22 protein-coding genes and 1 pseudogene are annotated in these 26,668 nt (G+C 64.7%); 22 read left to right on the top strand and 1 reads right to left on the bottom strand.

Annotation, left to right across the window (positions count from 1 at the left end; translation table 11 throughout):
* Positions 1 to 64: 64 nt before the first annotated feature.
* Together tkt and F6X40_RS12690 are read left to right on the top strand one after the other, a co-directional pair.
* Positions 65 to 2,146 (top strand): transketolase, encoded by a 2,082-nt coding sequence (gene tkt, locus F6X40_RS12695; protein WP_187628098.1) that lies wholly within the window; start codon positions 65 to 67, stop codon positions 2,144 to 2,146.
* A 162-nt stretch (positions 2,147 to 2,308) separates the two neighbouring features.
* Positions 2,309 to 2,767, top strand: a complete 459-nt coding sequence (locus tag F6X40_RS12690; RefSeq protein WP_018425186.1) for a bacterioferritin — start codon at positions 2,309 to 2,311, stop codon at positions 2,765 to 2,767.
* Here the strand turns inward: F6X40_RS12690 and F6X40_RS12685 are convergent.
* Positions 2,764 to 3,828 (bottom strand): DMT family transporter, encoded by a 1,065-nt coding sequence (locus tag F6X40_RS12685; RefSeq protein ID WP_410452415.1) that lies wholly within the window; start codon positions 3,826 to 3,828, stop codon positions 2,764 to 2,766. The two genes, F6X40_RS12690 and F6X40_RS12685, sit on opposite strands and share 4 nt — an antisense overlap.
* Before the next feature lie 124 nt (positions 3,829 to 3,952).
* On the opposite strand from F6X40_RS12685, the pseudogene F6X40_RS12680 reads away from it, so the two are divergent.
* The 20 genes and pseudogenes from F6X40_RS12680 to F6X40_RS12585 form a co-directional block, all read left to right on the top strand.
* A pseudogene (locus F6X40_RS12680) lies at positions 3,953 to 4,322 on the top strand (Chromate resistance protein ChrB); the annotation flags it as partial.
* On the top strand, positions 4,261 to 4,662 hold the full coding sequence (locus F6X40_RS12675; RefSeq protein ID WP_262421454.1) for a porin: 402 nt from the start codon (positions 4,261 to 4,263) through the stop codon (positions 4,660 to 4,662). The pseudogene F6X40_RS12680 and the gene F6X40_RS12675, both read left to right, overlap by 62 nt.
* 1,006 nt (positions 4,663 to 5,668) lie before the next feature.
* Positions 5,669 to 6,625: a sigma 54-interacting transcriptional regulator gene (locus F6X40_RS12670; protein WP_187628097.1), complete on the top strand. Its 957-nt coding sequence runs from the start codon at positions 5,669 to 5,671 to the stop codon at positions 6,623 to 6,625.
* Positions 6,626 to 7,068: 443 nt separating this feature from the next.
* On the top strand, positions 7,069 to 7,329 hold the full coding sequence (locus tag F6X40_RS12665; RefSeq protein WP_187628096.1) for a hypothetical protein: 261 nt from the start codon (positions 7,069 to 7,071) through the stop codon (positions 7,327 to 7,329).
* Positions 7,330 to 7,434: 105 nt separating this feature from the next.
* Entirely contained in the window at positions 7,435 to 9,183 is a 1,749-nt protein-coding gene (locus tag F6X40_RS12660) for a phage tail sheath family protein (RefSeq protein ID WP_187628095.1), read from the top strand.
* Positions 9,184 to 9,203: 20 nt separating this feature from the next.
* Complete coding sequence (locus tag F6X40_RS12655) at positions 9,204 to 9,734, top strand: phage tail protein (RefSeq protein WP_262421446.1); 531 nt, start codon at positions 9,204 to 9,206, stop codon at positions 9,732 to 9,734.
* A 32-nt stretch (positions 9,735 to 9,766) separates the two neighbouring features.
* Complete coding sequence (locus F6X40_RS12650) at positions 9,767 to 10,480, top strand: phage baseplate protein (protein WP_187628094.1); 714 nt, start codon at positions 9,767 to 9,769, stop codon at positions 10,478 to 10,480.
* The gene (locus tag F6X40_RS12645; RefSeq protein WP_187628093.1) at positions 10,477 to 11,550 is read left to right on the top strand and encodes a hypothetical protein; all 1,074 of its coding nucleotides are present in this window, start codon (positions 10,477 to 10,479) and stop codon (positions 11,548 to 11,550) included. Before F6X40_RS12650 ends, F6X40_RS12645 begins: the two co-directional genes overlap by 4 nt.
* Positions 11,547 to 12,785, top strand: coding sequence for a DUF4255 domain-containing protein (locus tag F6X40_RS12640; RefSeq protein ID WP_187628092.1), 1,239 nt, complete (start codon positions 11,547 to 11,549; stop codon positions 12,783 to 12,785). Before F6X40_RS12645 ends, F6X40_RS12640 begins: the two co-directional genes overlap by 4 nt.
* On the top strand, positions 12,782 to 14,830 hold the full coding sequence (locus tag F6X40_RS12635) for an ATP-binding protein (protein WP_187628091.1): 2,049 nt from the start codon (positions 12,782 to 12,784) through the stop codon (positions 14,828 to 14,830). The genes F6X40_RS12640 and F6X40_RS12635 overlap by 4 nt, the downstream gene beginning before the upstream one ends.
* Positions 14,827 to 15,105: a hypothetical protein gene (locus tag F6X40_RS12630; protein WP_187628090.1), complete on the top strand. Its 279-nt coding sequence runs from the start codon at positions 14,827 to 14,829 to the stop codon at positions 15,103 to 15,105. The genes F6X40_RS12635 and F6X40_RS12630 overlap by 4 nt, the downstream gene beginning before the upstream one ends.
* Positions 15,102 to 15,764: a hypothetical protein gene (locus F6X40_RS12625; RefSeq protein ID WP_187628089.1), complete on the top strand. Its 663-nt coding sequence runs from the start codon at positions 15,102 to 15,104 to the stop codon at positions 15,762 to 15,764. The genes F6X40_RS12630 and F6X40_RS12625 overlap by 4 nt, the downstream gene beginning before the upstream one ends.
* Positions 15,765 to 15,775: 11 nt before the next feature.
* Positions 15,776 to 16,081, top strand: a complete 306-nt coding sequence (locus tag F6X40_RS12620) for a hypothetical protein (protein WP_187628088.1) — start codon at positions 15,776 to 15,778, stop codon at positions 16,079 to 16,081.
* 6 nt (positions 16,082 to 16,087) lie between these two features.
* Positions 16,088 to 17,245, top strand: a complete 1,158-nt coding sequence (locus F6X40_RS12615; protein WP_187628087.1) for a hypothetical protein — start codon at positions 16,088 to 16,090, stop codon at positions 17,243 to 17,245.
* Positions 17,242 to 17,769, top strand: a complete 528-nt coding sequence (locus tag F6X40_RS12610) for a phage baseplate assembly protein V (RefSeq protein WP_187628086.1) — start codon at positions 17,242 to 17,244, stop codon at positions 17,767 to 17,769. The genes F6X40_RS12615 and F6X40_RS12610 overlap by 4 nt, the downstream gene beginning before the upstream one ends.
* A gap of 34 nt (positions 17,770 to 17,803) precedes the next feature.
* Positions 17,804 to 18,127, top strand: coding sequence for a hypothetical protein (locus tag F6X40_RS12605; RefSeq protein WP_187628085.1), 324 nt, complete (start codon positions 17,804 to 17,806; stop codon positions 18,125 to 18,127).
* 3 nt (positions 18,128 to 18,130) lie between these two features.
* Entirely contained in the window at positions 18,131 to 18,487 is a 357-nt protein-coding gene (locus F6X40_RS12600) for a GPW/gp25 family protein (protein ID WP_187628084.1), read from the top strand.
* A 1-nt stretch (position 18,488) separates the two neighbouring features.
* A complete protein-coding gene (locus F6X40_RS12595) occupies positions 18,489 to 21,356 on the top strand; it encodes a putative baseplate assembly protein (protein ID WP_187628083.1) in 2,868 nt (955 codons plus the stop codon).
* Positions 21,353 to 24,481, top strand: coding sequence for a putative baseplate assembly protein (locus tag F6X40_RS12590; protein ID WP_187628082.1), 3,129 nt, complete (start codon positions 21,353 to 21,355; stop codon positions 24,479 to 24,481). The genes F6X40_RS12595 and F6X40_RS12590 overlap by 4 nt, the downstream gene beginning before the upstream one ends.
* Positions 24,478 to 26,637 (top strand): hypothetical protein, encoded by a 2,160-nt coding sequence (locus tag F6X40_RS12585; protein WP_187628081.1) that lies wholly within the window; start codon positions 24,478 to 24,480, stop codon positions 26,635 to 26,637. The genes F6X40_RS12590 and F6X40_RS12585 overlap by 4 nt, the downstream gene beginning before the upstream one ends.
* Positions 26,638 to 26,668 lie beyond the last annotated feature (31 nt).

Raw genomic sequence — 26,668 nt, 5'->3', positions numbered from 1 at the left:
ATCCGTCCGCGCGCTCCGCGGCGCGCGTCGGCCGTCTTCCGAATTGCCGAACAAGGAGCGTCCCATGCAAAACGATTCCGCCCTCGATCAGTTGTGCATCAACACGATCCGCACGCTGTCGATGGACGCCGTGCAGAAAGCCAATTCCGGCCACCCCGGCACGCCGATGGCGCTCGCGCCGGTCGCCTATCACCTGTGGCAACACCATCTGCGTTACGACCCTGACGAGCCGCTGTGGCCGAATCGCGACCGCTTCGTGCTGTCGGCCGGGCATGCGTCAATGCTGCTGTATTCGCTGCTGCATCTGGCCAACGTGAAAGCCGTCGACGAACACGGCAAGCCGACCGGCGCGCCGGCCGTGTCGCTCGACGACATCGAGCATTTCCGCCAGATCGACAGCAATACGCCGGGCCACCCCGAGTACCGGATGACGACCGGCGTCGAGACCACCACGGGACCGCTTGGGCAAGGGCTCGGCAATAGCGTCGGCATGGCGATGGCCGCGCGCTGGTACGAGAGCCACTTCAATCGCTCGGACGCGCCGCTGTTCGACTACCGCGTGTACGCGATTTGCGGCGACGGCGACATGATGGAAGGCATCTCGCACGAAGCGGCCTCGCTCGCGGGGCATCTGAAGCTGTCGAACTTGATCTGGATTTACGACAGCAACCGCGTGACGATCGAAGGCCATACGGACCTCGCGTATAGCGACGATGTGGCAAGCCGCTTTCACGGCTACAACTGGCACACGCTGCACGTCGGCGATGCGAACGACACCGCCGCGCTGGAAAAGGCGCTGGTCGAAGCAAAGAGCGTGACCGACCGGCCGACGCTGATCGTGGTCCACAGCATCATCGGTTGGGGGGCGCCGAACAAGCAGGACACCGCGTCCGCGCATGGCGAAGCGCTCGGCGTCGAGGAAGTCGCGCTCGCCAAGAAATTCTACGGCTGGCCCGAGGACAGGTTCTTCTACGTGCCCGAGGGCGTGCACGAGCGCTTCGCGCAGGGCATCGGCGCGCGCGGCAAGGCGGCGCGCGAACAATGGCAGTCGAAGTTCGACAGCTACAAAAAGCAGTATGCGGAGCTCGCGCGCGAATTCGCGCAGATCGAGGCGCACGAATTGCCGCAGGGCTGGGACAGCGACATCCCGAGCTTCAACGCGGACCCGAAGGGCATCGCGACACGCGAATCGTCGGGCAAGGTGCTCAATGCGATTGCCGCGCGTGTGCCGTGGATGATCGGCGGCGCGGCGGACCTGTCGCCGTCGACGAAAACCAACCTGAAGTTCGAAGGCGCCGGCAGCTTCCAGGCGGATAACTATGCCGGCCGCAATCTGCACTTCGGCATTCGCGAGCATGCGATGGGCGCGGTGGTCAACGGTCTTGCGCTATCGAATCTGCGCGCGTACGGCTCGACGTTCCTGATCTTCAGCGACTACATGAAGCCGCCGATCCGCCTGTCCGCGATCATGGAAGTGCCGGCCATCTTTGTGTTCACGCACGATTCGATCGGCCTCGGCGAAGACGGTCCGACACATCAGCCGATCGAGCAGCTCGCGTCGCTGCGCGGCGTGCCCGGCCTAACGGTGCTGCGTCCCGGCGACGCGAACGAAGCGGCCGAGGCATGGCGTGTTGCGCTGACGCAGCCGCATCGGCCGGCGTGCATCGTCTTGTCGCGCCAGCCGCTGCCGACGCTCGACCGGAGCCGCTATGCGCCCGCGAGCGGCGTCAGGCACGGTGCGTATGTGCTCGCCGATGCGCCCGCTGGCAAGAAGCCCGAGGTGATCCTGATGGCGACCGGCAGCGAGCTATCGATCTGCGCCGACGTGTACGAGAAGCTGAAGAGCGAGGGCATCGCGGCGCGCGTCGTGTCGATGCCGTCGTGGGACATCTTCGAGCGCGAGGACAGCGCGTATCAGGAGTCGGTGCTGCCTGCGGACGTCGAGGCGCGCGTCGCGGTCGAGCAGGCTGCGTCGCTCGGCTGGGATCGGTATACAGGACGGCTCGGTGCGCAGGTCGTCATGCATACGTTCGGCGCGTCGGCGCCGATCGCGGATCTGAAGAAGAAATTCGGTTTCACGCCGGAAGCCGTGTATCAGGCGGCGAAGCAGCAGATCGAGCGGGTGAAGAAGGGGAAGGGCACTTGAGCGTGCGGCGCTCGACGACGTCGTGAACGCTTGATGCGAAAAGGGGTGGGCCGGCGGGATCTATCCGTTTCGATCAGGCATGCGGCCACGGTTTGCGGCCGCTTGCCGGCCTACTCGGTCGCGAGGCCGGACGCCTCGCCGCGCCATGAAAGGAGACTTCAAATGGCCGAGATCAATAAGGAAGACGTTGTTGCGGTGCTGAACCGGATTCTCGAATCCGAGTTGGCCGGCGTCGTCCGATATACGCACTATTCGTTCCTTGTGTTCGGATTCGGACGCATTCCGATCAGGTCGTGGTTGCGCGCGCAGGCCGATGAATCGTTGTTGCACGCACAGCAGGCCGGCGAATGGATCACGACTCTGGGTGCCTATCCGTCGCTTGCGATCGGTCCTCTGCTCGACTCGCACACCTTCGATATCTCTTCGATCCTCCGCGAGTCGTTGCAAGCCGAGAATCTTGCGTTGCAGTTGTATCGCGACCTGCTGGCGCTCGTCGAGGACCGCTCGGTTGCACTCGAGGAATTCGCCCGTCAGATGATCCACGTCGAGGAGATGCACGCGGGCGAAGTCGACAAGATGCTGCGCCGCCCTGGGGAAATGACGACGTCGGAGGACAGCTAGTGCTGATGCCGATGATGGATATCGGGGAAATGCGCGTGCGAATGTGTAATAGGCAGATGCACGTGAGCGTGCGTGTGCGGATCTTCACCGGCATAAGGAAACTCATGCGCGTGCTGATGGTGCTCGTCATGGCGATGCCGGTGCGTGTGTTCCAGAAACTCATGGCTGTGCTCATGCTCATGCCGCTCGCGCACATGTAGCCAGATACCCAGCGCCATCAGGGCGGCGGCAATCCAGAAAGACAGATTGGGTAGCGCGGGCCATATGATCAGCGAAAGCATGACACCGAACAGCGGCGCAACGGAAAAGTACGCGCCTGTACGCGCCGTACCGAGATGGCGAAGTGCAACAACGAACAGCACGAGGCTGATGCCGTAACCGCCAAGCCCGGTCAGCATCGCTGTCGCCATGGTTCCTGCTGACGGAAGCGAAGCGCCCGCCGCGATCGCAATGCCGAGATTCACGGGACCGGCCACCATCCCTTTGAGACACGCGATCACCATCGCGTCGTTCGCCGAGACCTTGCGCGTCAGGTTGTTGTCGATTGCCCAGCACAGACACGCGCCGACGATCAGTAACGCACCCACCGGCACGCCTGACTGTCCCGGATGCCACGACAGAAGCACGCCGCCCGCAACGATCGCCACCATCCCGAGAAAAACCTGAATGTCGACATTTTCCCGGAAGACCACCCAGGCAATCACTGCGGTCAACACACCCTCAAGGTTGAGCAATAACGAACTCGTTGCCGCTGGTGTGGTGGACAGGCCCAGCATCAGCAATGCGGGGCCGGCGACGCCACCCATCGCTATCGCCCCGATCAGCCAAGGCAACTCGCCTTTGGTGATGCGGTGGTCCGCGGCGGACTGAAGTCCGCGCGATCGGAAGGCACGCCACGCGATGCCGACCCCAAGCCCCAGGCCGCTACCGAGATAAAACAGTCCTGCGAGCATGAAGGGGTTGACTGAGCCGAGCAGCGCCTTGGCCAACGGTGTCGCGGCGCCGAACAGCGCCGCGGCGATTAAGGCGGTGAATATCGCGCCGTATCCTGATCTCACCACTCCAACCTCTTGTCCGCAGCAGAAGGGACAGTTTACAGACCATCGCTGGGGTGCCGGACGAAATTCGCCGAGCGCAGCAAAAGTTAGCTTGTAGACGACGTTACCGCGACGTAACGTCATCTACATGAACGCACTTTCGACGTGGTCGCTAACTGGTGTTGACGCTTCCGACAGAGAACGCTACCGCGCGCATGCGTTACTGGCGTGCGCTCAAGGCCCGTGGCTGCAATGTCCTTCGGGACGGCATTTATCTGCTGCCGTACACGCAGGAGGGCGAACCCGCGTTGCGCGAACTTTCGGTCGCGATCGGCGAAAGCGGCGGCACTGCGCATCTGCTGCGCGCGCCCAGCCTGGACGCATCACAGGAGGCCGAATTCCGCGCCTTGTTCGATCGTACCGACGAGTACGTCGGCCTCATCCGCGCGCTCGCCGATGCGCGGAATACGGTTTCTGGCCAGTCCGCCGCCGGTCGTCACCGACACGCGGCTCGACTATCGTGGCGGCCACAGCCTGCGCGTCGACAACTACGAGATCAACGGGCGCTACAACTTCACGCCGGTGCTGATCGCGGGAGTCGGCTACATCTTCACCGATGGCCATGGTTATACCGGCAGCGGCGCGACGTCGTTCGCAACCGGCGACCGGCCGAGATGGCATCAGGTGGACGCGGGCATCAGCTACCTGCTGTCGAAGCGCACCGATCTGCATATGTCGATGGTCTATCAGCGTCTGGCCGGCGATGCGAGCACGGTTGCAATCAACTTCTTCGGACCGGCGGGCGCAGGGCGTAACAGTCAGATCGCGGTGCTGGCGGGGCTGCGGCATCGGTTTTAAGAGGGATTGCGGACCTGAATAGGAAGATTGGCTTCGCGCCGGAAGCTCTGCATGAGGCGGCAAAGCAGCAGATCGGGCGGGTGAGGAAGGGGGGCTTGAGGTCACGCGCTCGAAATAATTGCGGGAGCCCTTGATCGCCTCGACCGATGTTTCCAATCAACGCGCGGGTGTCCGGATTCGGCGAATGTTTGGCCGAGGCGCACGGATAAACGTGCGTTGCCGGAATCAAACCAGAATCGTGTCGAATTATTTTTCATTCGCCGTTAATCCCGGCTCGGGTCTGCCGACGAAAATGCACTGATGGAGTCACAACGGGCGCCCTCAAAGAGCGCTTTCCGCTAAAAGAACAGCCCCGATACTGCGTGGATGACGAAGTGTTTTTTCGTCGACCTGCCGGACTGTCATAAAACGATTCGCAATGCCTGCGGCCTTAAACCCGCGATCAAATAAGGACATCAAAAGATGGGGCAAAAATTTCGACAGAAATGTACTGTGAAAACCTGAATTCGGGCTCGCGAAGTCTTCCATGAGTGCATGGAAACGATACCAGTTCTGCCATGAAAAGCGTTTGAACCGGCAGTCCGTAGACGACCGCGGCCACAAAGGGAGAGCTTGGCGGATGCTCGCTAACAGTGTTTGCATGTATGTTTAAAATGCGTACAAAACATGGCAAGCAATTGCGTGAAGAACGATAAATTCGCGCGTGACGACAAACTTGAAAAAGAGGTGAGCAGCTTCGTTTACGGGATAGATATTTTCGCTCTATCGAATTTGTCGAGAAGGCTCGACTCGCTGGATAACCGGGAGTTTGCGTACTAGACTGATTTTTGCCTCCGCATTGTCGAATGCAGGTTCCGGCGGATGCAACGAAGACGAAAACACGGACCGGCTGTCCGTGTAAAGTTCCGGGCCAAAATAATTCGCGCTAACTCGTGCGTTTCGCGCCGGTCGATTTGATCGTGCGGCAATGCGGATCGGGCGAGCCCAATAGCGGGAGCGACCTCCGATGATTGGACAATCGCCAGCCTTTGTCGATATGGTAAGGCGCATCGAGAGAATCGCGCGGTGCGAGGCGCCTGTGCTGATCGAAGGAGAAACCGGTACCGGCAAGGAACTCGCGGCGCGCGCGATCCATTATGGTGGAAGCCGGCGTGACGGCCCGTTCGTGCCGGTCAATTGCGGCGCAGTGCCAGGCGACCTTGTGGAAAACGAACTTTTCGGCCACAAGCGGGGGGCGTTCACCGACGCCAACGTCGAACAGATCGGCCTTGTCGCCCACGCCCGTCACGGCACCCTGTTTCTCGACGAAATCGACGCGTTGTCGCTCAAGGCGCAAGTGGCTTTGTTGCGCTTCCTGCAGGATCAGCACTACCGACCATTGGGCGGCTCCGAAAGCATCAGGGCAGACGTCCGGCTGATCGCCGCGGCGAATTGCGATCTGTCGGCGTTGGTCGCGTGCGGCGGGTTTCGGCTCGACCTGCTATTCCGCCTGCGGATCATGTTCGTGACACTGCCGCCGCTGCGCGATCGGTGTGGCGATGTCCCTTTGCTGGTCCAGGCGTTTCTTGGCCAGTGCAGTGAACGGTTCGGGCTCGGCGACAAGCAGATCCATCCCGAGACGCTCGACTGGATGAACCGCTACCGTTGGCCCGGCAACGTGCGTGAGCTCGAGAACCTCATCTATCGCGAGTACCTGCTATCCGACGCCGTCACCATCCAGGTCGACGCACCGATCGGGATCGGCGGCAAAGCGCTCGACGGCAACGCCGGGCTTGCGCCGTCCATGCATGTCGAAGACTTTCGCACCGCCAAGACCCGCGCCATCGCGGAGTTCGAATCGCGCTATCTGGCGAGCGCGCTCAGCGCGGCCGGAGGCAACGTGACGCGAGCGGCGCGCCTCGTCGGCAAGGAGCGGCGAGCATTCGGCAAGCTGCTCAAGAAGCACGGCATCGAACGCTTGTAGTGCGTGATCGGGGCATCAGCGACCCGGTGCATCAGCGTGCGCGACGCGCGCGTCAGTCTTCACCACGGCGATCCAGGCGAAGCGCAGGCCGGACATGGCCCTGCTCGGCCTTGGGGGCGCCATTCCTGATTGCGCAATTCCTCGACAGAGTTGGCACGATGCGTGGTGCGGACCAACCCGCCGGCCGTGCGTCTGCGGGGTGGCGCGAGCTGCGCCGGAGCGTGGCTGGTCCCGACTGGGTCAATCGCAGCGCACAGTGCGTTCCATTTGCCCCACCGCAAACCACCCAGCGCGTCACCGGCACGCCGTCTGTTTCGTGCGGGAGAAACCCGCACGGGCGTCAGGCCGGCATCGCGATGCAAGAGCCCGATCGGTCGCCTCGACGGCCCATCTTTTGCTTAGGTTGCTCGGCCGCGCCAAAGACACCCGAAGGCGGCTAACGAGTGGAACCAGACGAAGCGATTCTCCGATGCCTGTGTCACGCGATTCTGCGCTATCTGGCTCGACACCCGGACGCAGCGGACACCGTTTGCGGAATCGCGAACTGGTGGCTGCCTGAATCAGAGCGTGACGTCAGCGAACGCATGATCGAGCGTGCGCTCGATCGTCTGGTCGAGGCCGGGCGGGTGACGAAATACGTGCTGGTCGATGGCTCCGTACTGTACGCGCATCGCGTGGCGAAACAGGACGGCAAAGCGCGCTGAAGACCGGGGCGAAGCACATCTGCGGGTGCTGTGGCGCGCTGGCGTCGCCTGTTCGATGGGCTCGCGGTAGGAGCAGAGCTAACCGCATTTTGCTGGGAGTGATCCATGCCTGTTACGTTGACTTACCCAGGTGTCTACATCGAAGAGGTGCCGAGCGGAGTGCACACCATCACGGGCGTTGCGACATCGATCGCTGCCTTTGTCGGCCAGACGCCAAAGGGGCCTGTGGAAGATCCGACCCATGTCTATTGCTACGGCGATTTCGAAGCGGCGTTCGGCGGCCTGAACGTCTCGATGATGCTCGGGTTTGCCGTGCGCGACTTCTTCGTGAACGGTGGCAGCGAAGCGATCATCGTCCGGCTCGTCGGAGGCGCTACGCCGACCGCAGCACCCGCGCCGGGTCCAGCACCCGCACCGGGCCCGGCACCCGCACCGGGACCGGCACCCGCGCCAGCCCCTGCGCCCGCGCCAGCCCCTGGGCCAGCCCCTGCGCCCGCGCCCGCGCCGCCGCCAACCCCGGTCGCCGCGCAGATTGCGCTCAAAGGGACATCCGCCGATCTGTTACTGGAAGCCGCGAGCGTCGGCAGTTGGGGCAACACGCTGAGCGCGATGGTCGACTACACGATGTTGCCGGTCTCGGACCCGACGAAGCGCAAGACCTTCAATCTGACGATCGTGCAGAACACCACGGTGCCGACCGCGTCGTCGAACTCGTCCAGTGCGACGACAGTCATCGCTCAGGAGAAGTTTCTCAACCTGTCCATCGACCCGGCCAGTCCCAACTACATCAAGAACGTGCTGGTTGACCAGTCGTCGCTCGTGCGTCTGGCGTCATCGATGACCGATCCGCTACCGGTGCCGCTGCCCGTGCCGTCCGACACGATCAAGGGTCCGGCAATCGCCGATGGCAAGGGCAGTGACGGAGGGCCACTGCAGGATATCGATGTGACGGGAGAGGGAATCGACAATTTCCAGCAAGACAAGCGCGGCCTCTATGCGCTCGCAAAGGCGGATATCTTCAATCTGCTTTGCATTCCGCCATTCGCACAAGGTACGACGCTGTCCGCAGATGTCGTGACACAGGCGGTCGCCTATTGCGAGCAGCGCCGCGCGATGATGATCGTCGATCCGCCGCACTCGTGGGGCAAAGCGCAGACGGCGCTGGACGCCGCGAGCGATCTCGCCACGAACATCGGCGCATTCAGTCGCAACGCGGCGATCTTCTTCCCGCGCTTCATGCAGCCGAATCCGCTGATGAACAACCAGATGCAGGAGTTCGTGCCGTGCGGCGCGATAGCCGGCGTGTTTGCCCGCACCGATGGCCAGCGCGGCGTATGGAAAGCGCCCGCCGGCGTCGAGGCGACGCTGGTCGGCGTGCCGCAGCTCACCGTGCCGCTGCATGACGGCGAAAACGGCAGCCTTAACCCGCTGGGCGTGAACTGTCTGCGTACCTTCCCAGTGATCGGCCGGGTCGTGTGGGGCGCGCGCACCACCAAGGGCGCGGACATCGTGGCGGACGACTACAAATACATACCGGTACGACGGCTCGCGCTCTACATCGAAGAAAGCCTGTATCGCGGGACGCAGTGGGTGGTCTTCGAGCCGAACGACGAACCGCTGTGGTCGCAGATCCGACTAAACGTCGGGGCTTTCATGCAGACCCTGTTCCGGCAAAGCGCATTCCAGGGGCAAAAGCCGACCGACGCGTACTTCGTGAAGTGCGACAGCGAATCCACGACGCAAAACGATATCAACCTGGGCGTCGTGAACATCATTGTCGGCTTTGCGCCGCTCAAGCCCGCGGAATTCGTGGTCATTCAGTTGCAGCAGATCGCTGGGCAGATCCAGGTCTAAACCAACCCTCGACGGAGACAATGATGGCCGAGTTCACCGTGAATGCCCAGCGCTTCGATCCGTACAAGAACTTCAAGTTTCGAATCAAGTGGGACGCGAAATACGTGGCGGGTATCAGCAAGATGGGCGCCCTCAAGCGCACGACGGAAGTCGTCAAGCATCGCGAAGGGGGCGATCCGAGCAGCAGCCGCAAATCGCCCGGTAAGAATGAATTCGAAGCGGTCACGCTCGAGCGAGGCGTCACGCACGACACCGAATTCGAGAAATGGGCCAACAAGATCTGGCAGTACGGCGCGGGGCTCGGCATGGAGGTGTCGCTGCAGGACTTTCGCAAGGATCTCATCATCGAGGTCTATAACGAAGCGGGACAGTTGGCGATCTCCTACAAGCTCTATCGCTGCTGGGTTTCGGAATATCAGGCGCTGCCCGACTTCGACGCGAACGCCAACGCGGTCGCGATCCAGCATATCAAGCTGGAGAACGAGGGATGGGAGCGCGACTTGAGCGTAACCGAGCCGAAGGAGCCGACGTTCACCGTGCCTTCACCGTGAACGGAGCAATCATGCGGCGTCTCGATACGTTCGTGCTGATCGACGCGTGGGACCGCGGGCATATGCTGCCGGCCGACGCGTGGGCGCTCTGGCTGCTCGGCAAGGCGCTGGCGCAGGAGGGCAGGTCGGCCGACGATCTGTGCTACTGGCCGGTCGGCGTGCGCGACCGTGAACTGTTGCGCCTGCGCGAGGCGCAGTTTGGCGCGCGCCTCGAAGGACTGGCCGGATGTCCGCGCTGCGGCGCCGACGCGGAGTTCGAGTTGCCGGCCGACGCGCTGATCGCTGCGCCGTCGGGCATCGGCGCGGCGCAGTTCGATATCGAGGGTCTGCGAGTCGAATGCCGGCCGGTGAATACCGACGATCTGCTCGCGATCGACGCGGGCGCCGACGTCGAAAGCGTGGCCGATGCGTTGTTCGATCGCTGCGTGGTGGTTACCGGGCAGGACGGCGTGAGACTCTGCGCAGGCAGCGTGCCGTCTGCCGTGCGGGTTGCGGTGAACGATTATCTCGAACGGGCAGACCCGCAAGCCGACCTGCGCCTGCATATCCAGTGTCCCGCGTGCGGGCACGAATGGCAGGCGGGTTTCGACATCGTTTCGTTTCTTTGGAAGGAGGTGTCCGACCGGGTGCGGCGGCTGCTGGGTGAGGTGCATGAGCTCGCCTCGGCATACGGATGGAGCGAGGCGGAGATCCTGGCGCTCCGGCCTTCCCGGCGGCAGTACTACCTCGGGATGCTGACGTCATGAGCGATTTCCTGTTCAACCTGGCGGCGCGCACGCTGGGCAAGGCTGAAGTCGTCAGGCCGCGGCTCGCGCCGATGTTTGCTGCTGGACGCGCCGCCCCATTCGAGATGGCCGACGAGCCCGATGAGCAAAGCGTGCCGAGCGGGCGGGCACTGGCTGATCCTGAGCCGTATGCGATTCGCGCAAAAGATCGGGCACGCGAAGCCGAAGCTGGGGCGCAAGCGACGCAGGATGCTCGTTCCGATCGCGCCGCGCCGGTGGACTTGCACGAGGCGCTGCCGCTGGTGTCGGGTGACGAACCCAGCGTGGATGAGACGCGGCCCGGCGCGATGCCGTTATCGATGCGCGAGCTCCCCCGCGCCATGCCGGAAAGCGTTGAGCCGGAACCCGTCGATGGCGTGCCGTATCCCTCGGCCGATCGACATGACGGGGCTGCGCCTGCGGGACCATCGCAGCCGGTCGTCCGCCGCTTGCAGGAGCAGTACGCCGCGACGGAGCCGATGGCACTGCCATTACCCGGTCGGAACTCCACCAGCCCGTTTGCGAGGCCATCGGCGGACGCGGATAGCGATGGCGTTGCGTACGATCCGTCCCGGCACGACGGTGCCGCATCAAAATCGACCCACTTGCCGGTCGCGGCCCGATCTGACCACGGGCACGGTCGCGACGCACCAGATTCACGCGGCCGTGCGCTATCGCTTGACGAACGCGCGAGCGAAGACGACGCCGTCCCCGTCCCCGTCACTCGTTCCATTGAGACGAACCCGGCCTTCGAGTCGCCGCCCGACCCGTACCGCGCGACATCGCACCAGAAACCGTTCGTCCCTCTGGCGCGACGCTCGGCGGATTCCGTGCCGCCTCAGCAACGCACGGCGCCGGTGCGGGATCGACCAGGCGCGGCGATGCGCTCGCAGAAAAGCGCGGAGCAGACGGTCCACGTCACTATCGGGCGCGTTGAAATCCGCGCGACGCCGGCGCCGACGAACCTCGGGACGAAGACCGCACGCAGTTCGCATGAGCCGACGTCGCTGGACCGGTACCTGAAAAATCGCGCGGCTGGGAGCGGATCGTGAGCGCGAACGCGATTGCCGCTGTCACCGCCGCATTGCGCAATTTGCTGTCGGACGGCGTGAAGGTGGAAGCCGGCCTCGAGGACACAGTCGTCACCACGCTGCCGATGGACCGTGCCCGCGATGCGAGCGGCAGCGGTAACCAACTGAACGTTTTCCTGTATCAGGCGACGCCCAATGCCGCATGGCGCAACCTGGCGATGCCCACTCAGGTTCAGTCACTCGAAACCGGCTTTCCGCCGCTTGCGCTGAACCTGTACTACCTGATTACCGCATGGGGCCGCGACAACGACGCGCAAAGTCCCTTCAGCCATTTTCTGCTGGGCCGCGCGATGAGCGTGATGCACGACCACCCACTCCTCGGCAGCGACGAGATCCGGCTCGCGTTGCCAGGCAACGATGCCTACCTTCAGGTGGAGCGCATTCGCTTTTCCTTGCAGCCGTTGTCCGTCGAAGACATCTTCAAGCTCTGGTCCGGATTTCAGACGCAGTACCGGCTCTCCGCTTCCTACGAGGCGTCGGTCGTGCTGATCGAGAGCACGCGGGCGGCGCGTACGCCGTTACCGGTGCTGACACGGGGGACCGGCGACGTCGGGCCCGTCGCAATGGCGCGGATGGACCCCGGGCTGCCGACACTTCGGTCCGTGACGCCGCCCAACCAGCAGTCCGCCGCGGTGATCGACGATGTCGTGACGATTTCGGGCAGCTTGCTGGTCGGCGACAAGGTCGAGGTCGTATTCGCCCATGCGGCGCTGCAGGATCCCATCCGTGTTCCGGCCGGCCCGAACGCGACGGCCACGCGCATCGACGTGCAACTCGATACGACGCAGTTTCCGTGGGTAGCGGGTTGGTACGCGGTGACGGTGGAGATCACCACGACGCCGGACCAGCCCGATCCACCGGTGCACTCGACCAATGCGCTGCCGATGGCGCTGGCACCTGCGATGACGAACACGATGCCGCTGAAGGCAGCGATTTCGCCCAACGGCACAGCGACCGTCAAGCTGAAATGTGCGCCGGATGTGCAGCCGGGACAACGCGTCGCGCTGCTGCTCGGCGATCAGGAAATCCCGTCTGCGGCGCGCACGGACCCGGGTGCGAGTCTGTCGTTCCCGGTGTCGCCGGCGGTTGCCGGGACGTACCTGATGCGGCTGCGCGTCGACGGCGTCGATAGCCTGCTGGTCGACCGCACGGTAACGCCGCCGGTGTACCGCAATCACAAGGTGATTTTCAAATGAACGCGCCGGCAAGCTGGCATGAAACCAATGCGGCATGGCTGTCCGCCGCGCTGGCATGGCTGCGCGTACGTTTGACCATGCTGGCGCAGGCCGTGGGCGAGACGCAGAACGTGCGCGGCGGAGACACGCAAGAGCCGGGACTGGCTGACGGCGAGGCGCTGCGCGAGGCCGAAGCCCGGCTCGCCGCGTGCGAGCTCGACGCCACCGGTCCGCTGCCTTCGCTGCTGACGTTGAGCCGCCATTTCGAGCTGTCGCCGTTCGAACAGAGCGTGCTGCTTCTGTGCGCCGGGATGGAGCTGGACACTCGCATCGCGGACCTGTGCGCGCGGGCACAGTATCCGGCGAGGCGTCCGTATCCGACCTTCGCGCTCGCCATGTCGCTATTCGACGATGCCGCCTGGGATCTGATGTCTCCCGAGCGCCCATTGCGCTACTGGCAACTGATCGTCGCCGCCGACGCCAGCGAGCCTTTCATCACGCGGGCCCTAGGGGTCGACGAGCGCATCGTGTCCTTTATCAAGGGCCTCAACTTCCTCGACGAACGGCTCGCCCGGTTCGTCGTGCCGGTGACGGATGCCGGCGTCTGGACCGATGCGCAGCCGTCGCAGAAAGCGGCGCTGACGCGCGTCAGCGATGCGTTGAAGTATGCGATGCAGGGCGGCGCGTTACCCGTCATCCAGTTGCTCGGCGCGGCGGGTGCCGACAAGCTCGCGCTTGCGCACGGGGTCGCGGAGCATCTCGGATGCCGCCTGTACAGGCTGGTCGCGGAGACCCTGCCCGAGCACGCCGGCGAACTCGAACAACTGGCGCGGCTGTGGTATCGCGAAGCCATGCTGTGGCCGGTCGCGCTCTACATCGAATTGCCGGATCGGGAAGGCGTCGACGAAGCGAAGCTTCACTCGACGCTGCGCCGCTTCCTGTCTCGTTGCGATGGACCGTGCTTCATCGACACGCGCGAGCCGGTGTCGTCGGTGGGCCGGCAGTCGGTCGAAGTCGACGTGGCCAGGCCGACGCCCGCCGAGCAGCGCAAGCTCTGGAGCATGGCATTGCCTGGCCGCGATGAGCATCTGGGCAATGCGCTCGCCGCGCAGTTCGATGTGAAAGCCGGGCAGATCGGCCGCATCGCGGCGCAGACGCTCGCGCGCAATCCGCAGGCCGACGACGAACAGCTAGGCGTGGAACTCTGGCAAGCCTGCAGCGAGAGCGCCCGTCCGGCGTTGAACCGGCTCGCGGCGCGCATCGATGCGCGCGCGGGCTGGGACGATCTGGTCCTGCCGCACGAGCAACTCGAGCTGTTGCGGCAGATCAGCGCTCAGGTCCGGCAGCGAGCCGTGGTCTACGAGGACTGGGGCTTCGCGCGCAAGATGAATCGTGGTTTAGGCATCAGCGCCCTGTTCAGCGGCGATAGCGGCACGGGCAAAACCATGGCCGCCGAAGTGATCGCCAATGATCTTCGTTTGAGCCTCTACCGGATCGATCTCTCTGCGGTGGTCAGCAAGTACATCGGCGAAACCGAAGCGAACCTGCGCCGCCTGTTCGACGCCGCCGAAGACGGTGGCGCGATCCTGCTTTTCGACGAATGCGATGCGTTGTTCGGCAAGCGCAGCGAGGTGAAGGACAGTCACGACCGATACGCGAACATCGAGATCAACTATCTGCTGCAGCGGCTTGAGAGCTATCGCGGACTGGCCATTCTCGCGACCAATATGCGCGCGGCGCTCGACACCGCATTCACGCGGCGCCTTCGCTTCGTCGTCCATTTTCCCTTTCCGGCCATGGCGGAACGCAAAGCGATCTGGCAGAAGGTGTTTCCTCGGGAAACGCCGTGCCGGCAGCTCGATTTCGAACGGCTCGCATGGCTCACGCTGTCGGGCGGCAACATCCACAGCGCCGCATTGAGCGCCGCATTCCTGGCGGCGCGTGCCGGCGAACCCGTGACGATGGAGCGGATCATGGCCGCGGTGCGAACCGAGCTGACGAAGCTCGGCCGGCCTGTCAACGAAGGCGAGCTGCGCATCGCGGGTAGCCTGGGAGCCAGGGGATGAAGATCGTATTGCATATTGAACGCCTCGTGCTGGAAGAGCTGAGTCTCGGTCCGCCCGGCGGCGCGGTGCTCGCGGAGGCCATGCTGGCCGAACTCGGCCGGCTGCTCGCCGCCGGGGGGCTCGCGGCGAACTGGCGCAGCGGCGGGGCGTCGCCGTATCTGCGCGGCCCGACGCTGACCTTGCCGCCGACCGAACCGTCAGGGCGCCACGTTGATGCGCTGGGTGCGCGAATCGCGGCGTCGGTCCACGCATGCATCGGCGGAGGGACGCGATGAGCGCTTACCCAATGGGCCCACGGCTGCTGAAAGGAGCGATCGTCGGCATCGATCTGTTCAATCCGCTCGCGAGCGTCATCATGTTCCAGTACAACCCCGAGACCTTGACGCGTACGCTGCAGGCGCAGGGGATGGGCGGCGAACAGGGCGACCGCGACGAAGTGATGCGCCTGAAGGGCGCACCCGTCGAGACCATCAAGGTCGATATCGAGATCGATGCGACAGACCAGTTGGAAAGCGGCGACAGCATCGCGCTCTCGATGGGTATCTACCCGCAGCTTTCGCAGCTCGAAATGCTGATCTATCCAAAGAGCGCACAGGTCATCGCCAATACCGTTCTGCTCGCGACCGGCACGATCGAAATCATTCCGCCGATGGCACCGTTCACGCTGTTCATCTGGGGCGTCAAGCGCGTTCTGCCGGTGCGCCTGACCGATTTCAGCATCAGCGAGGAAGCCCACGACGAGCATTTGAATCCGCTCCGCGCGAAAGCGTCGCTAGGTCTGCGCGTGCTCAGCTATAACGACCTGTCGATCACCAACCCGGGCTATCACCTGTTTCTCACGCATCAGATCGTCAAGGAGACGATGGCCACCATCGCCAGCGTGAACAACATCGGCGCGGTGCTCGGCGGCAATACGAGCATTTCGCTCACGTGACGGAGCGCGCCATGTTCGACTACACGAGTCGCTACTATTCGCTCGCCACGGCGGTCTACGCCACGAGCGACGGGCGCCAGCTCCCCTATGTGACGCGGCGTTTTCTGCCGCAGGGCGGCAACCTCGTGCTGCTTGCACAGGTCGGCGTCACGCAGGGGGACCGTCTCGATCTGATCGCCGCGCGCACGCTCGGCGTCGCGACGCAATACTGGCAGATCTGCGACGCCAATAGCGCGATGAACCCGTTCGATCTGACGGGCGATGCCGCGGTCGGCACGTTGGTGCGCGTGCCGATGCCGCAAACGCCGCAGGGGTGACGAGCCATGGACGTCATGTCGAGCGCCGCCAGTCTGCTGGGTACGCGGCTCACCCTCTGGCTGGGTCCGACGATCGCGGTGCCGGCGCCCGCTCCGATCGTCGAGGCGCTGTCGCACGTGGAGGTCACATTGAGCGACGGCCCGCGCGACGGCTTCCAACTGGTCTTCACGGTGGGCCGTACCGGCGCTCTGGCGCTCGACTACACGCTGATGGGCAACCCCTTGCTCAGACCTTCGACGCGCGTCGTCGTGCAGGTGTGGCTCGGCGTGTTTCCGCAGGTGCTGATCGACGGCATCATCATGGACACCCATCTCGAACCGAGCGACCAGCCCGGCGCGTCGACGCTCACTGTGATAGGCGAAGACGTGCGCGTGATGATGGACATACGGCAGACCGCGCTCAGCTACCCCGCGGAAAGCGTTTATTCGATCATCCAGCAGACGCTGCTGACCTACATGATGTACCTGGGCACGCCACCAATCATCCTGCCCGCCGACCCGAGCATTGCTCCGCCGACCGAACAGATTCCCGTCAAGACCGATACCGACTTGAGCTATCTGCTGCAACTCGCGCGCGACTATTGCTGCGTGTTCTACGTGGAGCCGACCCCCGTGCCGATGGTGAACCAGGCGTACTGGGGACCGCTCGATCTGACGTCGCAGCCGCAGACGGTGCTATCGGTGAACATGGGGCCGGAAACGAACGCGAAAATCGATTTTCGCTACGACTCACGCAAACCGTCGCTGGTGGCCGGTTCGGTCATTGACAAAACGACGGGGCTGCCGATCCCGCTCGTGACCATGACTCCGACGCTGCCACCGCTCGCCGCGCTGCCGGCGCTCGCCGTGCAGCCGCAAACCCTGCGCACCGTGATGGCGGCGGACATGAGCGGCCTGTCCTATGCCGAAGCGCTCCTGCGCGCGCAGGCGCTGACCAATCGCGCGAGTCACGCTGTCCTCGCGACGGGCGAGCTCGACATGCTGCGCTACGGAACCATTCTGCGGCCACGGCGACTCGTGAGCGTGCGCGGAGCGGGCTATATGCACGACGGCTTCTATTACGTGCAGAGCGTGACGCACAGCATCGGCAAAGGCGAGTACAAGCAGCGCTTCACGTTGACCCGCGAGGGATTCGGTTCTCTGACACCGGTGGTGCCGACATGAACGACAACAATCGCTATTACGGTAAGTATCGAGGGGTCGTCGTCAATTCCGCGACCCCTGAGACCAATGGGCGCCTCACTGCAACCGTCACCGTCGGCGGCACACCGGTGATCGTCGCGGCCGAAGTTTGTACGCCATTCGCCGGGCTGAACATGGGCTTTTACGGCATGCCTCCGCCTAAGGCCGGGGTGTGGATCGAATTCGAGGAGGGCGATCTCAACAGGCCGATCTGGACAGGCTGCTGGTGGCCGGAGGGGCAATTGTCGGCGTCGCTCGGCACGCAGATCGATCTGACGCAGTTGCCGCTCGCGATGCAGTCGGCGGCCGGCAACCGGGTCGTCATCAATACGCTTGGCGACAAATGCATCACGCTCGAAACCGCGCTCGCCGAACTGGGCCCGCGGATCGTGCTGGCGCTCGACAGTGTCACGTTGTCCTTCGGGCCGATGGTGTCCATCGAGTTGTCGACGACAGGCGTCAAGATCTGCGGCGAGGCGTTGACCGTCTCGCCCGTGCCGGTATGAAGCGGCGTCGCCGCCGCTCGAAAGGAGACGCACGATGCCCGGCTACCTGATGCACGAAGGCGTGATCGTTACCTGCACTCATCTGGGCCCGGCAACGCCGGTTGGGGCGAGCACGAAAGTATCGGTGAGCGGCTGCGCCGTTATCACGCAAATCACGACGTATGGTGTGACCGGCTGCCAGTTGCCGACGGTGACGACGGGCGCTCCGCCATGCGTCAGCGGGAGTTGGCTCGCCGCCGCGCAGCAGGTCTTCGCCGATGGTGCGCCGGTGGTGTTGACCGACAGCACGTCGACCTGCGAACCAACCCAGACGCCGCTCCTCCTCGGCGTCACGCAACTTCTGGTCAAGGGGTGCTAGGCGATGAACATCGCGTATCCGTTTCGCTATGACCCGCTCGGGCGCACCGCGCAGGCGCTGGATGCCGACCATGTGCGCGACCTCATCGAGCAGATGTTGTTCACCAATCCCGGCGAACGGGTCAACCTGCCGGATCTCGGCTCGGGCTTGCAGCAAATGGTGTTCGCGCCAAACAGCGCCGAGCTCGCGGCGGCGCTGCAGTTCACGGTGCAAGCATCGTTGCAACGCTGGCTGGGCGATCTGATCGACATCCGCTCGCTGGTCGTGACCGCCACGGAAGCAAGCTTGACGGTGAACGTGCAGTACATGATCCGCGGTACGACGCAAACCACCAACGCGCAGTTCGTGAGGGCGATCTGACATGGCCACGCTCAAGCCCGCCTTGGAGGACGACCGTCAGCGGCGCGTCGACGCGCGCCACAAAGGGCTGAACGGTATCGACTACATCGAGGTCGGCGACGATCCGCGCAAGCTGCGGGTCGTGTTCTTTCTCGATGCGCCCGACGCGCTCGAAGCCTCCCACTGCACGATAGAAGGCGGCGAGCGCGTTCGCGCCATTCGCGTGCTCAGCGTGCGCGAGTCCGCCGGGGACCACGAACCGGAGCCACGATCCGCAACCCTGACGCTGGACCGCGCCGGCGATTTTTCGACCTATACGCTCGTGATCAGGGGCGTAGCTGGTTTCGATCCGCACTATTTGCGCTGTGGTTTCAGTTTCTGGGTGAGCGAGCCGAAGGAACTCGACTGCGTGAGCGCGCCCGTCAGCGTAATCGCGGCTCGCGCCGAACCGGAGATCGACTATCTGTCGAAGGACTATGCGAGCTTCCGGCAACTGATCGTCAACCGGCTGGGGCTGATCATGCCGGAATGGAGCGAGAGCCACGAGCCGGACGAAGGTATCGCGCTGGTCGAGATACTCGCGTACGTCGGCGATTATCTGAGCTACTACCAGGACGCGGTCGCAACCGAGGCCTATCTCGGCACGGCGCGCCGGCGCCTCTCCGTGCGCCGCCATGCGCGCCTGCTCGACTATGCGATGCACGAAGGCTGCAACGCACGCACCTGGATCTGCATCGACAGCAGCGCGGATCTGCCGCCACTGGCGGCCGCGGATTGCCGTTTCGTCACGGACTGCCATTCGTTGCTGCCCGATCCGTCGCCGGTATTGAGTCCAGCGGCGCTCGAGAACGTACCCGCGGACGCTTATCAGGCGTTCGCACCGGCTGATAGCGCCCCGTTGCTGGTGCGCGCGGCTCACAGTCTGATCAGCTTCTATGCGTGGGGCGCGAGCCAATATGTGTTGCCGCCCGGCGCGACAGCGGCGACGCTGGTCGACGGATGGCAGGACAGCGGTGCGGTGAAACCGAAGCCCGGGGACCCGACTGTCAACACGGGCGATCCCGGCAGCCAACCTGGGCAAGCTGCGCAGAACGGCAAAGGCGTCACCGGCGAAGCGGGCCAGCACGTCTTTGCCCATCCTCGAGAAGAATCCCACGGAAATGCGCCAAAGCCGCCGCAACGCATGCGCAAGCTTGCGCATCTGAAGCCGGGCGCCTTCCTGTTCATCGAGGAAGTCTGCAGTCCGATCACCGGACTGGAGGAGGACGCCGATCCGGCACATCGCCAGGTGGTGCGTCTGACACACGTGAACCCGACGATCGATCCTCTCTATGAGCAGCCTGTCGTGAACGTCGAATGGGAGCCGGCCGACGCGCTCACGTTCGCGCTCGTGGTGGCGGCCATCGGGCCCGCACCCGAGTGCCGCTACCTCGGACCCCGGCGAGCCTATGCGGTGTCCCGAGACATCATGGTGGCCCGTGCGAACGTATGGCTGATCGACGCGGGCACCTACGTCGAAGAAGATGTCGAGGATCAGGTGCCCGCGATCGTCATCCTGCAAGGATGTGAAGACTTCGGCGAGCCTGCCCAGGCGGACATCGTGCCCGGCCGGTTCGGTCCGGCGCTGCAACGCTCAGCGCTTACGTTTCGCGTACCGCCGGGCGCGAGCCTGCCCGCATCGGCGCTGCTGGCACAGGATCCACGCGAAGCCGGACCGCAAGTCGTTGTGTCGTCGATACCGGGCTTGCCGGATGGTTCCGGCGCACTGTTTTCGTTCGACGACCTCGCAGCGCCGCAAGCACTGCTGACGCGGTTGAAAAATCGCGACCCGGCAACCAGTGCGCTACTCGACCGCTTGTCCCACGCGACGCGTGCGGCGATCCGCAAGTACGACGGCGCCACGCCGCCTCCCGCGCTAGTGCAGCTGCTGCAGGCTCAGCTCGCCGCCATCGTCACGCCGTGGTCGGTGCAGCCCGATCTGCTGTCGAGCGGTCCGGACGACCGCGACTATGTCGTCGACATCGACGATGACGGCCGTGCGCAACTGCGCTTTGGCGATGGGCAGAACGGTATGCAGCCGACGGCCGGCACTGCGTTTCGCATTGCCTACCGGGTCGGCACAGGGCCGCAGGGCAATGTCGGCGCTGAGACGATCATCCATTTGCAGTGCCGGACGATCGCCGCGTTGCCGACGATCCGGCGCGTGTGGAATCCGTTCCCTGCCGTTGGCGGGACTGCGCCGCAGACGCTCGACGATGTCCGCACCAACGCCCCTACGGCGTTCCTGGACACGATCGAGCGGGCGGTCACCGCCGACGACTATGCGACGCTGGCGATGCGCGCTCCGCAAGTGCGCCGCGCTGCGGCGAGCTTGCGCTGGACCGGAACAGGCTATGCCGCAAGAGTGGCGATTGCGCCGTACGGCGGCGAGCAGGTCGCGATCGCGATGCTGAACGATGTCGCCCGCTTTCTTGAACGGTATCGGCGCGTCGGGCACATGCTGGAGGTGTGCGCAGCCACCTATGTTTCACTGGACATCGAATTGGAGGTCCACATCGCGCCGGATTATCTGCGCGGCCATGTCGAGGCCGCGCTCCTCGACGCGTTCGGCACCGGCCCCGCGCGCCGCGCGGGGCTTGGTCTCTTCGCGCCGGATAACCTCGGCTTCGGCGAGGACGTCTATCTGAGCCGGATCGTTGCTGCCGCGCAGGCGGTCGAGGGTGTCGTGCGAGTGGTCGTCATGCGCTTCGAGCGGATGTTCGTGCCGTCGCACGATGCGCTGAGGAGCGGTGTGTTGCCGCTCGCATCGCAGGAAATCGCCCGGCTCGACAACGACCCGAACTTTCCCGAGCATGGCCGGATCCGGTTCCGGATGAGAGGCGGTCGATGAACTCTTCCTGCGATTGCACGGCATACCAGGGCGACGCGTCCAGCACGCTGAACACGATCACGAATCGCCCGGGATTGAGCGCGATCGGTTACCGCATCGGCACCTGGTCGACGTTCGTGGAGGTGATGAAAGGGCGGCTCGGCTATTTCTACAGTCAGTTGCCAACCGTGCCGGATGGTCCGGTCGGGGTCCCGTCCGCGCCGCCGATGACCCGCGAGCCCAGTGATCCGGCCATCGCGCTGCTGGACGCCTGGGCCATGGTGGCGGACGTCCTGACGTTCTACCAGGAACGCATCGCCAACGAAGGCTATGTGCGCACCGCGACCGAACAACGCTCGCTGCAGGAACTGGCGCGCATGGTCGGATATGTGCCGAGGCCGGGCGTCGCGGCGTCCGCGACGGTTGCCTATACGGTCCAGGATCAGGGCTCCGATAGCGATGTCGCGGTGCCGGCCGGCAGCGGCCTGATGTCGATGCCGTCGGCGGGTGAAGTGCCGCGCGTATTCGAAACGGACACGCCGCTCGTGGCGCGCGCCAGCCGGACCTCGCTCGCGCCGCTCACGACGAGGGCACAGCAAGTCACGGAGCAGGCCAAGGCAATCTATGTCAGCGGCACTTCCACACGGCTCAAGGCCAATGATCCGCTGCTGATCGTGAACGGCTCGTCGCAAACCCTGCGGCGCATCGAGTCGATCGATGTCGACGTGCCCAACAAGCGGATCACGCTGACGCTCCAATCCGTCGTTGCTCCAGCGTCCGGCGCTGGCGTGGTCGCGACTTCCGAAGCTGCTGCGCCCACCGGATCGTCGCCGGCTTCCGATGCCGTTGCGCCTGCGGGATCGCCCCCGGGTGCCAATCCGCTCTCGCCCACGGGGTCGTCCCCAGCGTCCAGCGCCATTGCGTCCCCGGCGACGGCTCCGACCGCCAACACTCTTACGTCCATCAAGTCGGGCACGGTGCCCGTCACCGTCACCGAGGTTGCCGAGGCGCTCACGCGTTCGTTTTCGAAGGCACTGACGCGCCCGCCGGCGAAGCACCCAGTCAGCGCGGCGGCGCTGCCGCAAAGCCTGTCGCAGACGATGCAGCCGGACACCGACACCACGCGGCAAATGCTCGTGAAGTTTTCGCCCGCGCTGTATGGATCGCTCGACACGGCACTGCGCAACACCGACATCGCACCAACACCGGACGTCCAGGTCTACGCGTTCAACGTGCAGGCCGCGCCGTTCGGCAGCAGCGCGCCGAAGCACACCGTGATCAGGCGTGCGGAGAACGCCCGGGTGGACGGCACCATCACCCAGGTCGAATGGGAATTCGGGGTGCGCCCGGTCATCAGCGCGAATGAACGGTTGCGCGACAATGAGAATGACCTGCCGCCCGCCTGGGAATCGCCCGACGTGATTTACCTGGACGCCGCCTACGACAGGATCGTCCCGGACAGTTGGGTGGTCGTCTGCGGCGTCGACGACAACAACGAACCGAAAGTGCCCGTGATCAGCAAGGTCCAGGAGGTGCACAACGAGTCCCGGGCCGATTACGGTATTTCGGCGAAGACGACGCGCATCCGGCTCGCGAGCCCGCCCTGGTTCGATGCCAGCGAGCCGTCGTTCAAGACGGTGATCCGTGGAAGCGTGGTCTACGCGCTGAGCGAGAAGCTTGTTCTCGCAAATGAGCCGGTGACGACGCCGGTTTCTGGCGCGACCATCGAACTGGACGATCTGCACGAGGACTTGACGCCGGGCCGATGGCTCGTGGTGACGGGTACGCGCACCGATGTTCCCGGTACGACGGGCGTCCCCGGCGCGGAGCTCGTCATGCTGGCGAGCGCGAAGCATGCGGTGGAAACCGTCGCCGATGCCGCCGGTACCAGCTCCACCGATACCGCCAGCTCCACCCCGTCGGCGCTGCTTCCAGGCGGGCGTCTGCGAACCACCCTGACTCTGGCCGCGCCGCTCGCCTACACATATGGGCGCGATAGCCTCAGCGTGGCGGGCAACGTGACCACCGCGAGCCACGGTGAAACGCATACCGAGATTCTCGGCAGCGGCGACGGCCGCGCGGCGCAGCGCAGCTTCGTATTGCGGCGCTCGCCGCTGACCCATGTCTCGGCCCCGACGCCATCGGGCATCGCGAGCACGTTGCGGGTCAGCGTGAACGGCGTGGCCTGGCAAGAGGTCACGAGCTTCCGCGGCGCGGGTCCGAACGATCACGTCTTCGTGGCGGACACATTGGCCGATGGAACGACGCGAGTGACTTTCGGCAATGGTACCCAGGGGGCGAATCTGCCGTCCGGCGTCGAGAACATCCAGGCAACCTACCGCACTGGCATCGGTTCGGATGCCAACGCGCAGACCGGACAACTCAGCCAGCTCGTCTCCCGGCCGCTGGGCGTGATGAGCGTGGTGAATCCGATCGCCGCGAGCGGGGGCGCCAATCCGGACGGTCCCGACGACATCCGCCGCAACATGGGGCGGGGCCTGGCGTCGCTCGACCGGTTGGTATCGGTGGCCGACTTCGGCGACTTCAGCCGCAACTTCGCTGGCGTCGCCAAAGCGAGCGCGCGTCGCCTGCCGGTGGGCGGCGCGTGGCTCGTCCATGTGACGATCGCCGCCGCGGGCGACGCGCAGCTGGTCGACGGCGACGCGGTGCTGCTGAACCTGCGCGCCGCGCTCGCCCAGTTCGGCGATCCGCACCTGCCTGTACGGGTCGCGCCGCGCGATGTCGTGCTGCTGGTCATCAGCGCGCGCGTGCGCGTCGCGCAAGGCAGTCAGTGGACCGACATTGCACCGCTCGTCAGAGCCGCGCTGCTCGATACGTTCAGCTTCGACAAGCGCGAGCTCGGGCAATCCGCGGCCCTGAGCGAAGTACTGGCGTCGATCCAGAGCGTTGCGGGCGTCGAATATGCGGACGTCGATGTGTTCGACCGGGTCGCGCCGGACACGCTCTTCGCTGACCTCGCGCGGATCGGTGGCACGCCGCCCGCGGCGCCCCGTCAATCGATCGAGGCGCGACTCGCGCGGTGCCGTCGCGGCACCGACGGTGCGAGCTCGGTGCGCGCGGCGCAGATCGCTTATCTGAGCGCGGACGTGCCGGGCACGCTGACACTGACGGAGATCGCCGCATGAGCACCCCTTTCGACGACCGCCTGTATAACCTGCTGCCGAGCATCTACCGGCAATGCGACAGTGAAGTGGGCGAGCCGCTGCGCGCGCTGCTCGCGGTGATCGCGGAGCAGGTGAACGCAGTCGAGCAGGACATGACGGCCCTGTACGACAACTGGTTCATCGAGACCTGCGCCGATTGGGTCGTGCCGTATATCGGCGAGCTGATCGGCTACCGGGCGCTGCACACCGCTGCCGTGCCCGCGGCGCAATCCGCGCCGCGCGCCGCCGGCCGCGCACGGATACTGTACCCGCGGCGGGATGTCGCCAATACACTGCGTTATCGTCGTCGCAAAGGCGCATTGTCGCTGCTGGACGATCTCGCGACGACAGTGTCGGGTTGGCCCGCTCACGCGGTCGAATTCGCCGGACTCATCGCGGCGACCCAGTCGCTCAAACATCCGCGGCCCGGACGCGGCGGGACCGCTGACGTGCGCCATGCTCACACGATGGAGCGGGTGAATTCCGTCTCCGATATCACGGCGCATCTGGTGGATCTGCGTCGACCGCAATCGCGCTATCGCACCGGCCGCTACAGCATCGCGGCGCTCGGTCTGTTCGTCTGGCGGCTGCGCTCGTACCCGGTCATCCGCAGCAAGGCCTATTGCGTCGAAGAGGTGGCGCCCGAATGCTTTACGTTCAGCGTGCTCGGCAATGACTGCCCGCTGTTCGACGCGGCGGCCGATCCCGGTTCCGCCCGTGCGCAGGCCGCCGCGGCGCGACCGGTCATGTTGCGGCGCGCCGACGTCGCGATGCCCGACGGGCGCGTCGAGCCGCGCTACTACGGCGCCGGGCGCAGCTTCGCGCTATGGACGGACAGTGAGGCGAACGCACCCATTGCGGTGGACAAACTCGTCGTCGCCGATCTTTCGGCATGGCTTGCCGAACCGCGCAGCGGCACCGTCGCGATCGATCCAGAGACGGGGCGCGTTGCCTTTGCGCGCGGCGAGGCGCCCGAGCATGGCCTCGTGGTGTCGTATCACTATGGCTTCCCGGCCGACATTGGCGGCGGTGCTTATGTGCGCCCCATGCCGTCGTGGGTGCCTCCGCGTGCATCGACGACGGCGGGCATCGCGCCGGTTGCGCGCTATGGCGTGGGCAGCGATGGCGACTTCCACACGTTGCAGGAAGCCTTGCACGCGTGGCACAAAGACAAGCCAGCCTGCGCGATCATCGAATTGATGGCCAATGAGGTCTACGGCGACGCGGTAAGGATCGTGCTTGAAGCTGCCCAGAGTCTCGAGATCCGGGCCGCGGCTGAAATATGTCCTGTGATCCGGCTGCTCGACCTGCAAGCGAACCGTCCCGATTTCATGGCGATTTCCGGCGAGGCACGATCGCGTCTCGTGCTGGACGGCCTGCTCGTGACGGGGCGTGGCTTGCAGATCAAAGGGGAATTGTCGCAACTGACCATCCGCCATTGCACGCTGGTACCGGGCTGGGACGTCGACCGCCCGGTCAACCCCAACGAGGCGCAGACCTCGCCGAGTCTGTCGCTCGTCAAGACACGCACGCGGGTGAACATCGAACACTCGATTCTCGGGCCGATGGTCATTACCTCGGACGATCCGGAACAGGAGCCGCTGCAAGTGTCGATCTCGGACAGCATCGTCGACGCGAGGGTGGCGCGTCATGAGGCGCTCGGTGCGTCGGATGGCGGCTTTGCTCACGCGGTGCTGACGATCGCGCGCTGCACGGTGTTCGGCATCGTACGGGTCAACGCGGTGAGTCTTGCGGAAAACTGCATTTTCAACGACGGAATCGAAGTCGAGCGAATTCATCTGGGCTGCGTGCGCTTTTGCTACGTGCCCGCGCGTGCCCGCACGCCGCGCCGCTACGAATGCCAGCCCGACACCGCCGTGGCGAAACTGCGCGGCGACGAGCGCGAAAGCGCGCGGCGCAGGCTCATCCCGATGTTCAACAGCACGCGCTATGGGACCCCCACTTATTGCCAGCTTGCGCAAGGGTGCGCGCCTGAAATTGCGCAAGGCGCCGACGACGAATCCGAAATGGGCGTCTTCCACGACCTGTACCAGCCTCAGCGCATGGCGAATCTGCTCGCCCGCCTTGACGAATACGTGCCGGCGGATGCGGACGCCGGGATCATCATTGCCATTTAGCGAAAGTGCGCAACAGGCCGGATGCGGAACG

Source organism: Paraburkholderia sp. UCT31, assembly GCF_014397655.1.
In the GTDB taxonomy this organism is placed as follows: domain Bacteria; phylum Pseudomonadota; class Gammaproteobacteria; order Burkholderiales; family Burkholderiaceae; genus Paraburkholderia; species Paraburkholderia tuberum.
This window is presented reverse-complemented; position numbering and strand designations above follow the sequence as displayed.

Excerpts from the sequence above, each read along its gene's own strand:
- tkt (WP_187628098.1), top strand. The coding sequence starts at position 65 with ATGCAAAACGATTCCGCCCTCGATCAGTTGTGCATCAACACGATCCGC.
- F6X40_RS12690 (WP_018425186.1), top strand. The coding sequence starts at position 2,309 with ATGGCCGAGATCAATAAGGAAGACGTTGTTGCGGTGCTGAACCGGATT.
- F6X40_RS12675 (WP_262421454.1), top strand. The coding sequence starts at position 4,261 with ATGCGCGGAATACGGTTTCTGGCCAGTCCGCCGCCGGTCGTCACCGAC.
- F6X40_RS12670 (WP_187628097.1), top strand. The coding sequence starts at position 5,669 with ATGATTGGACAATCGCCAGCCTTTGTCGATATGGTAAGGCGCATCGAG.
- F6X40_RS12660 (WP_187628095.1), top strand. The coding sequence starts at position 7,435 with ATGCCTGTTACGTTGACTTACCCAGGTGTCTACATCGAAGAGGTGCCG.
- F6X40_RS12655 (WP_262421446.1), top strand. The coding sequence starts at position 9,204 with ATGATGGCCGAGTTCACCGTGAATGCCCAGCGCTTCGATCCGTACAAG.
- F6X40_RS12645 (WP_187628093.1), top strand. The coding sequence starts at position 10,477 with ATGAGCGATTTCCTGTTCAACCTGGCGGCGCGCACGCTGGGCAAGGCT.
- F6X40_RS12635 (WP_187628091.1), top strand. The coding sequence starts at position 12,782 with ATGAACGCGCCGGCAAGCTGGCATGAAACCAATGCGGCATGGCTGTCC.
- F6X40_RS12630 (WP_187628090.1), top strand. The coding sequence starts at position 14,827 with ATGAAGATCGTATTGCATATTGAACGCCTCGTGCTGGAAGAGCTGAGT.
- F6X40_RS12625 (WP_187628089.1), top strand. The coding sequence starts at position 15,102 with ATGAGCGCTTACCCAATGGGCCCACGGCTGCTGAAAGGAGCGATCGTC.
- F6X40_RS12620 (WP_187628088.1), top strand. The coding sequence starts at position 15,776 with ATGTTCGACTACACGAGTCGCTACTATTCGCTCGCCACGGCGGTCTAC.
- F6X40_RS12615 (WP_187628087.1), top strand. The coding sequence starts at position 16,088 with ATGGACGTCATGTCGAGCGCCGCCAGTCTGCTGGGTACGCGGCTCACC.
- F6X40_RS12610 (WP_187628086.1), top strand. The coding sequence starts at position 17,242 with ATGAACGACAACAATCGCTATTACGGTAAGTATCGAGGGGTCGTCGTC.
- F6X40_RS12605 (WP_187628085.1), top strand. The coding sequence starts at position 17,804 with ATGCCCGGCTACCTGATGCACGAAGGCGTGATCGTTACCTGCACTCAT.
- F6X40_RS12600 (WP_187628084.1), top strand. The coding sequence starts at position 18,131 with ATGAACATCGCGTATCCGTTTCGCTATGACCCGCTCGGGCGCACCGCG.
- F6X40_RS12595 (WP_187628083.1), top strand. The coding sequence starts at position 18,489 with ATGGCCACGCTCAAGCCCGCCTTGGAGGACGACCGTCAGCGGCGCGTC.
- F6X40_RS12590 (WP_187628082.1), top strand. The coding sequence starts at position 21,353 with ATGAACTCTTCCTGCGATTGCACGGCATACCAGGGCGACGCGTCCAGC.
- F6X40_RS12585 (WP_187628081.1), top strand. The coding sequence starts at position 24,478 with ATGAGCACCCCTTTCGACGACCGCCTGTATAACCTGCTGCCGAGCATC.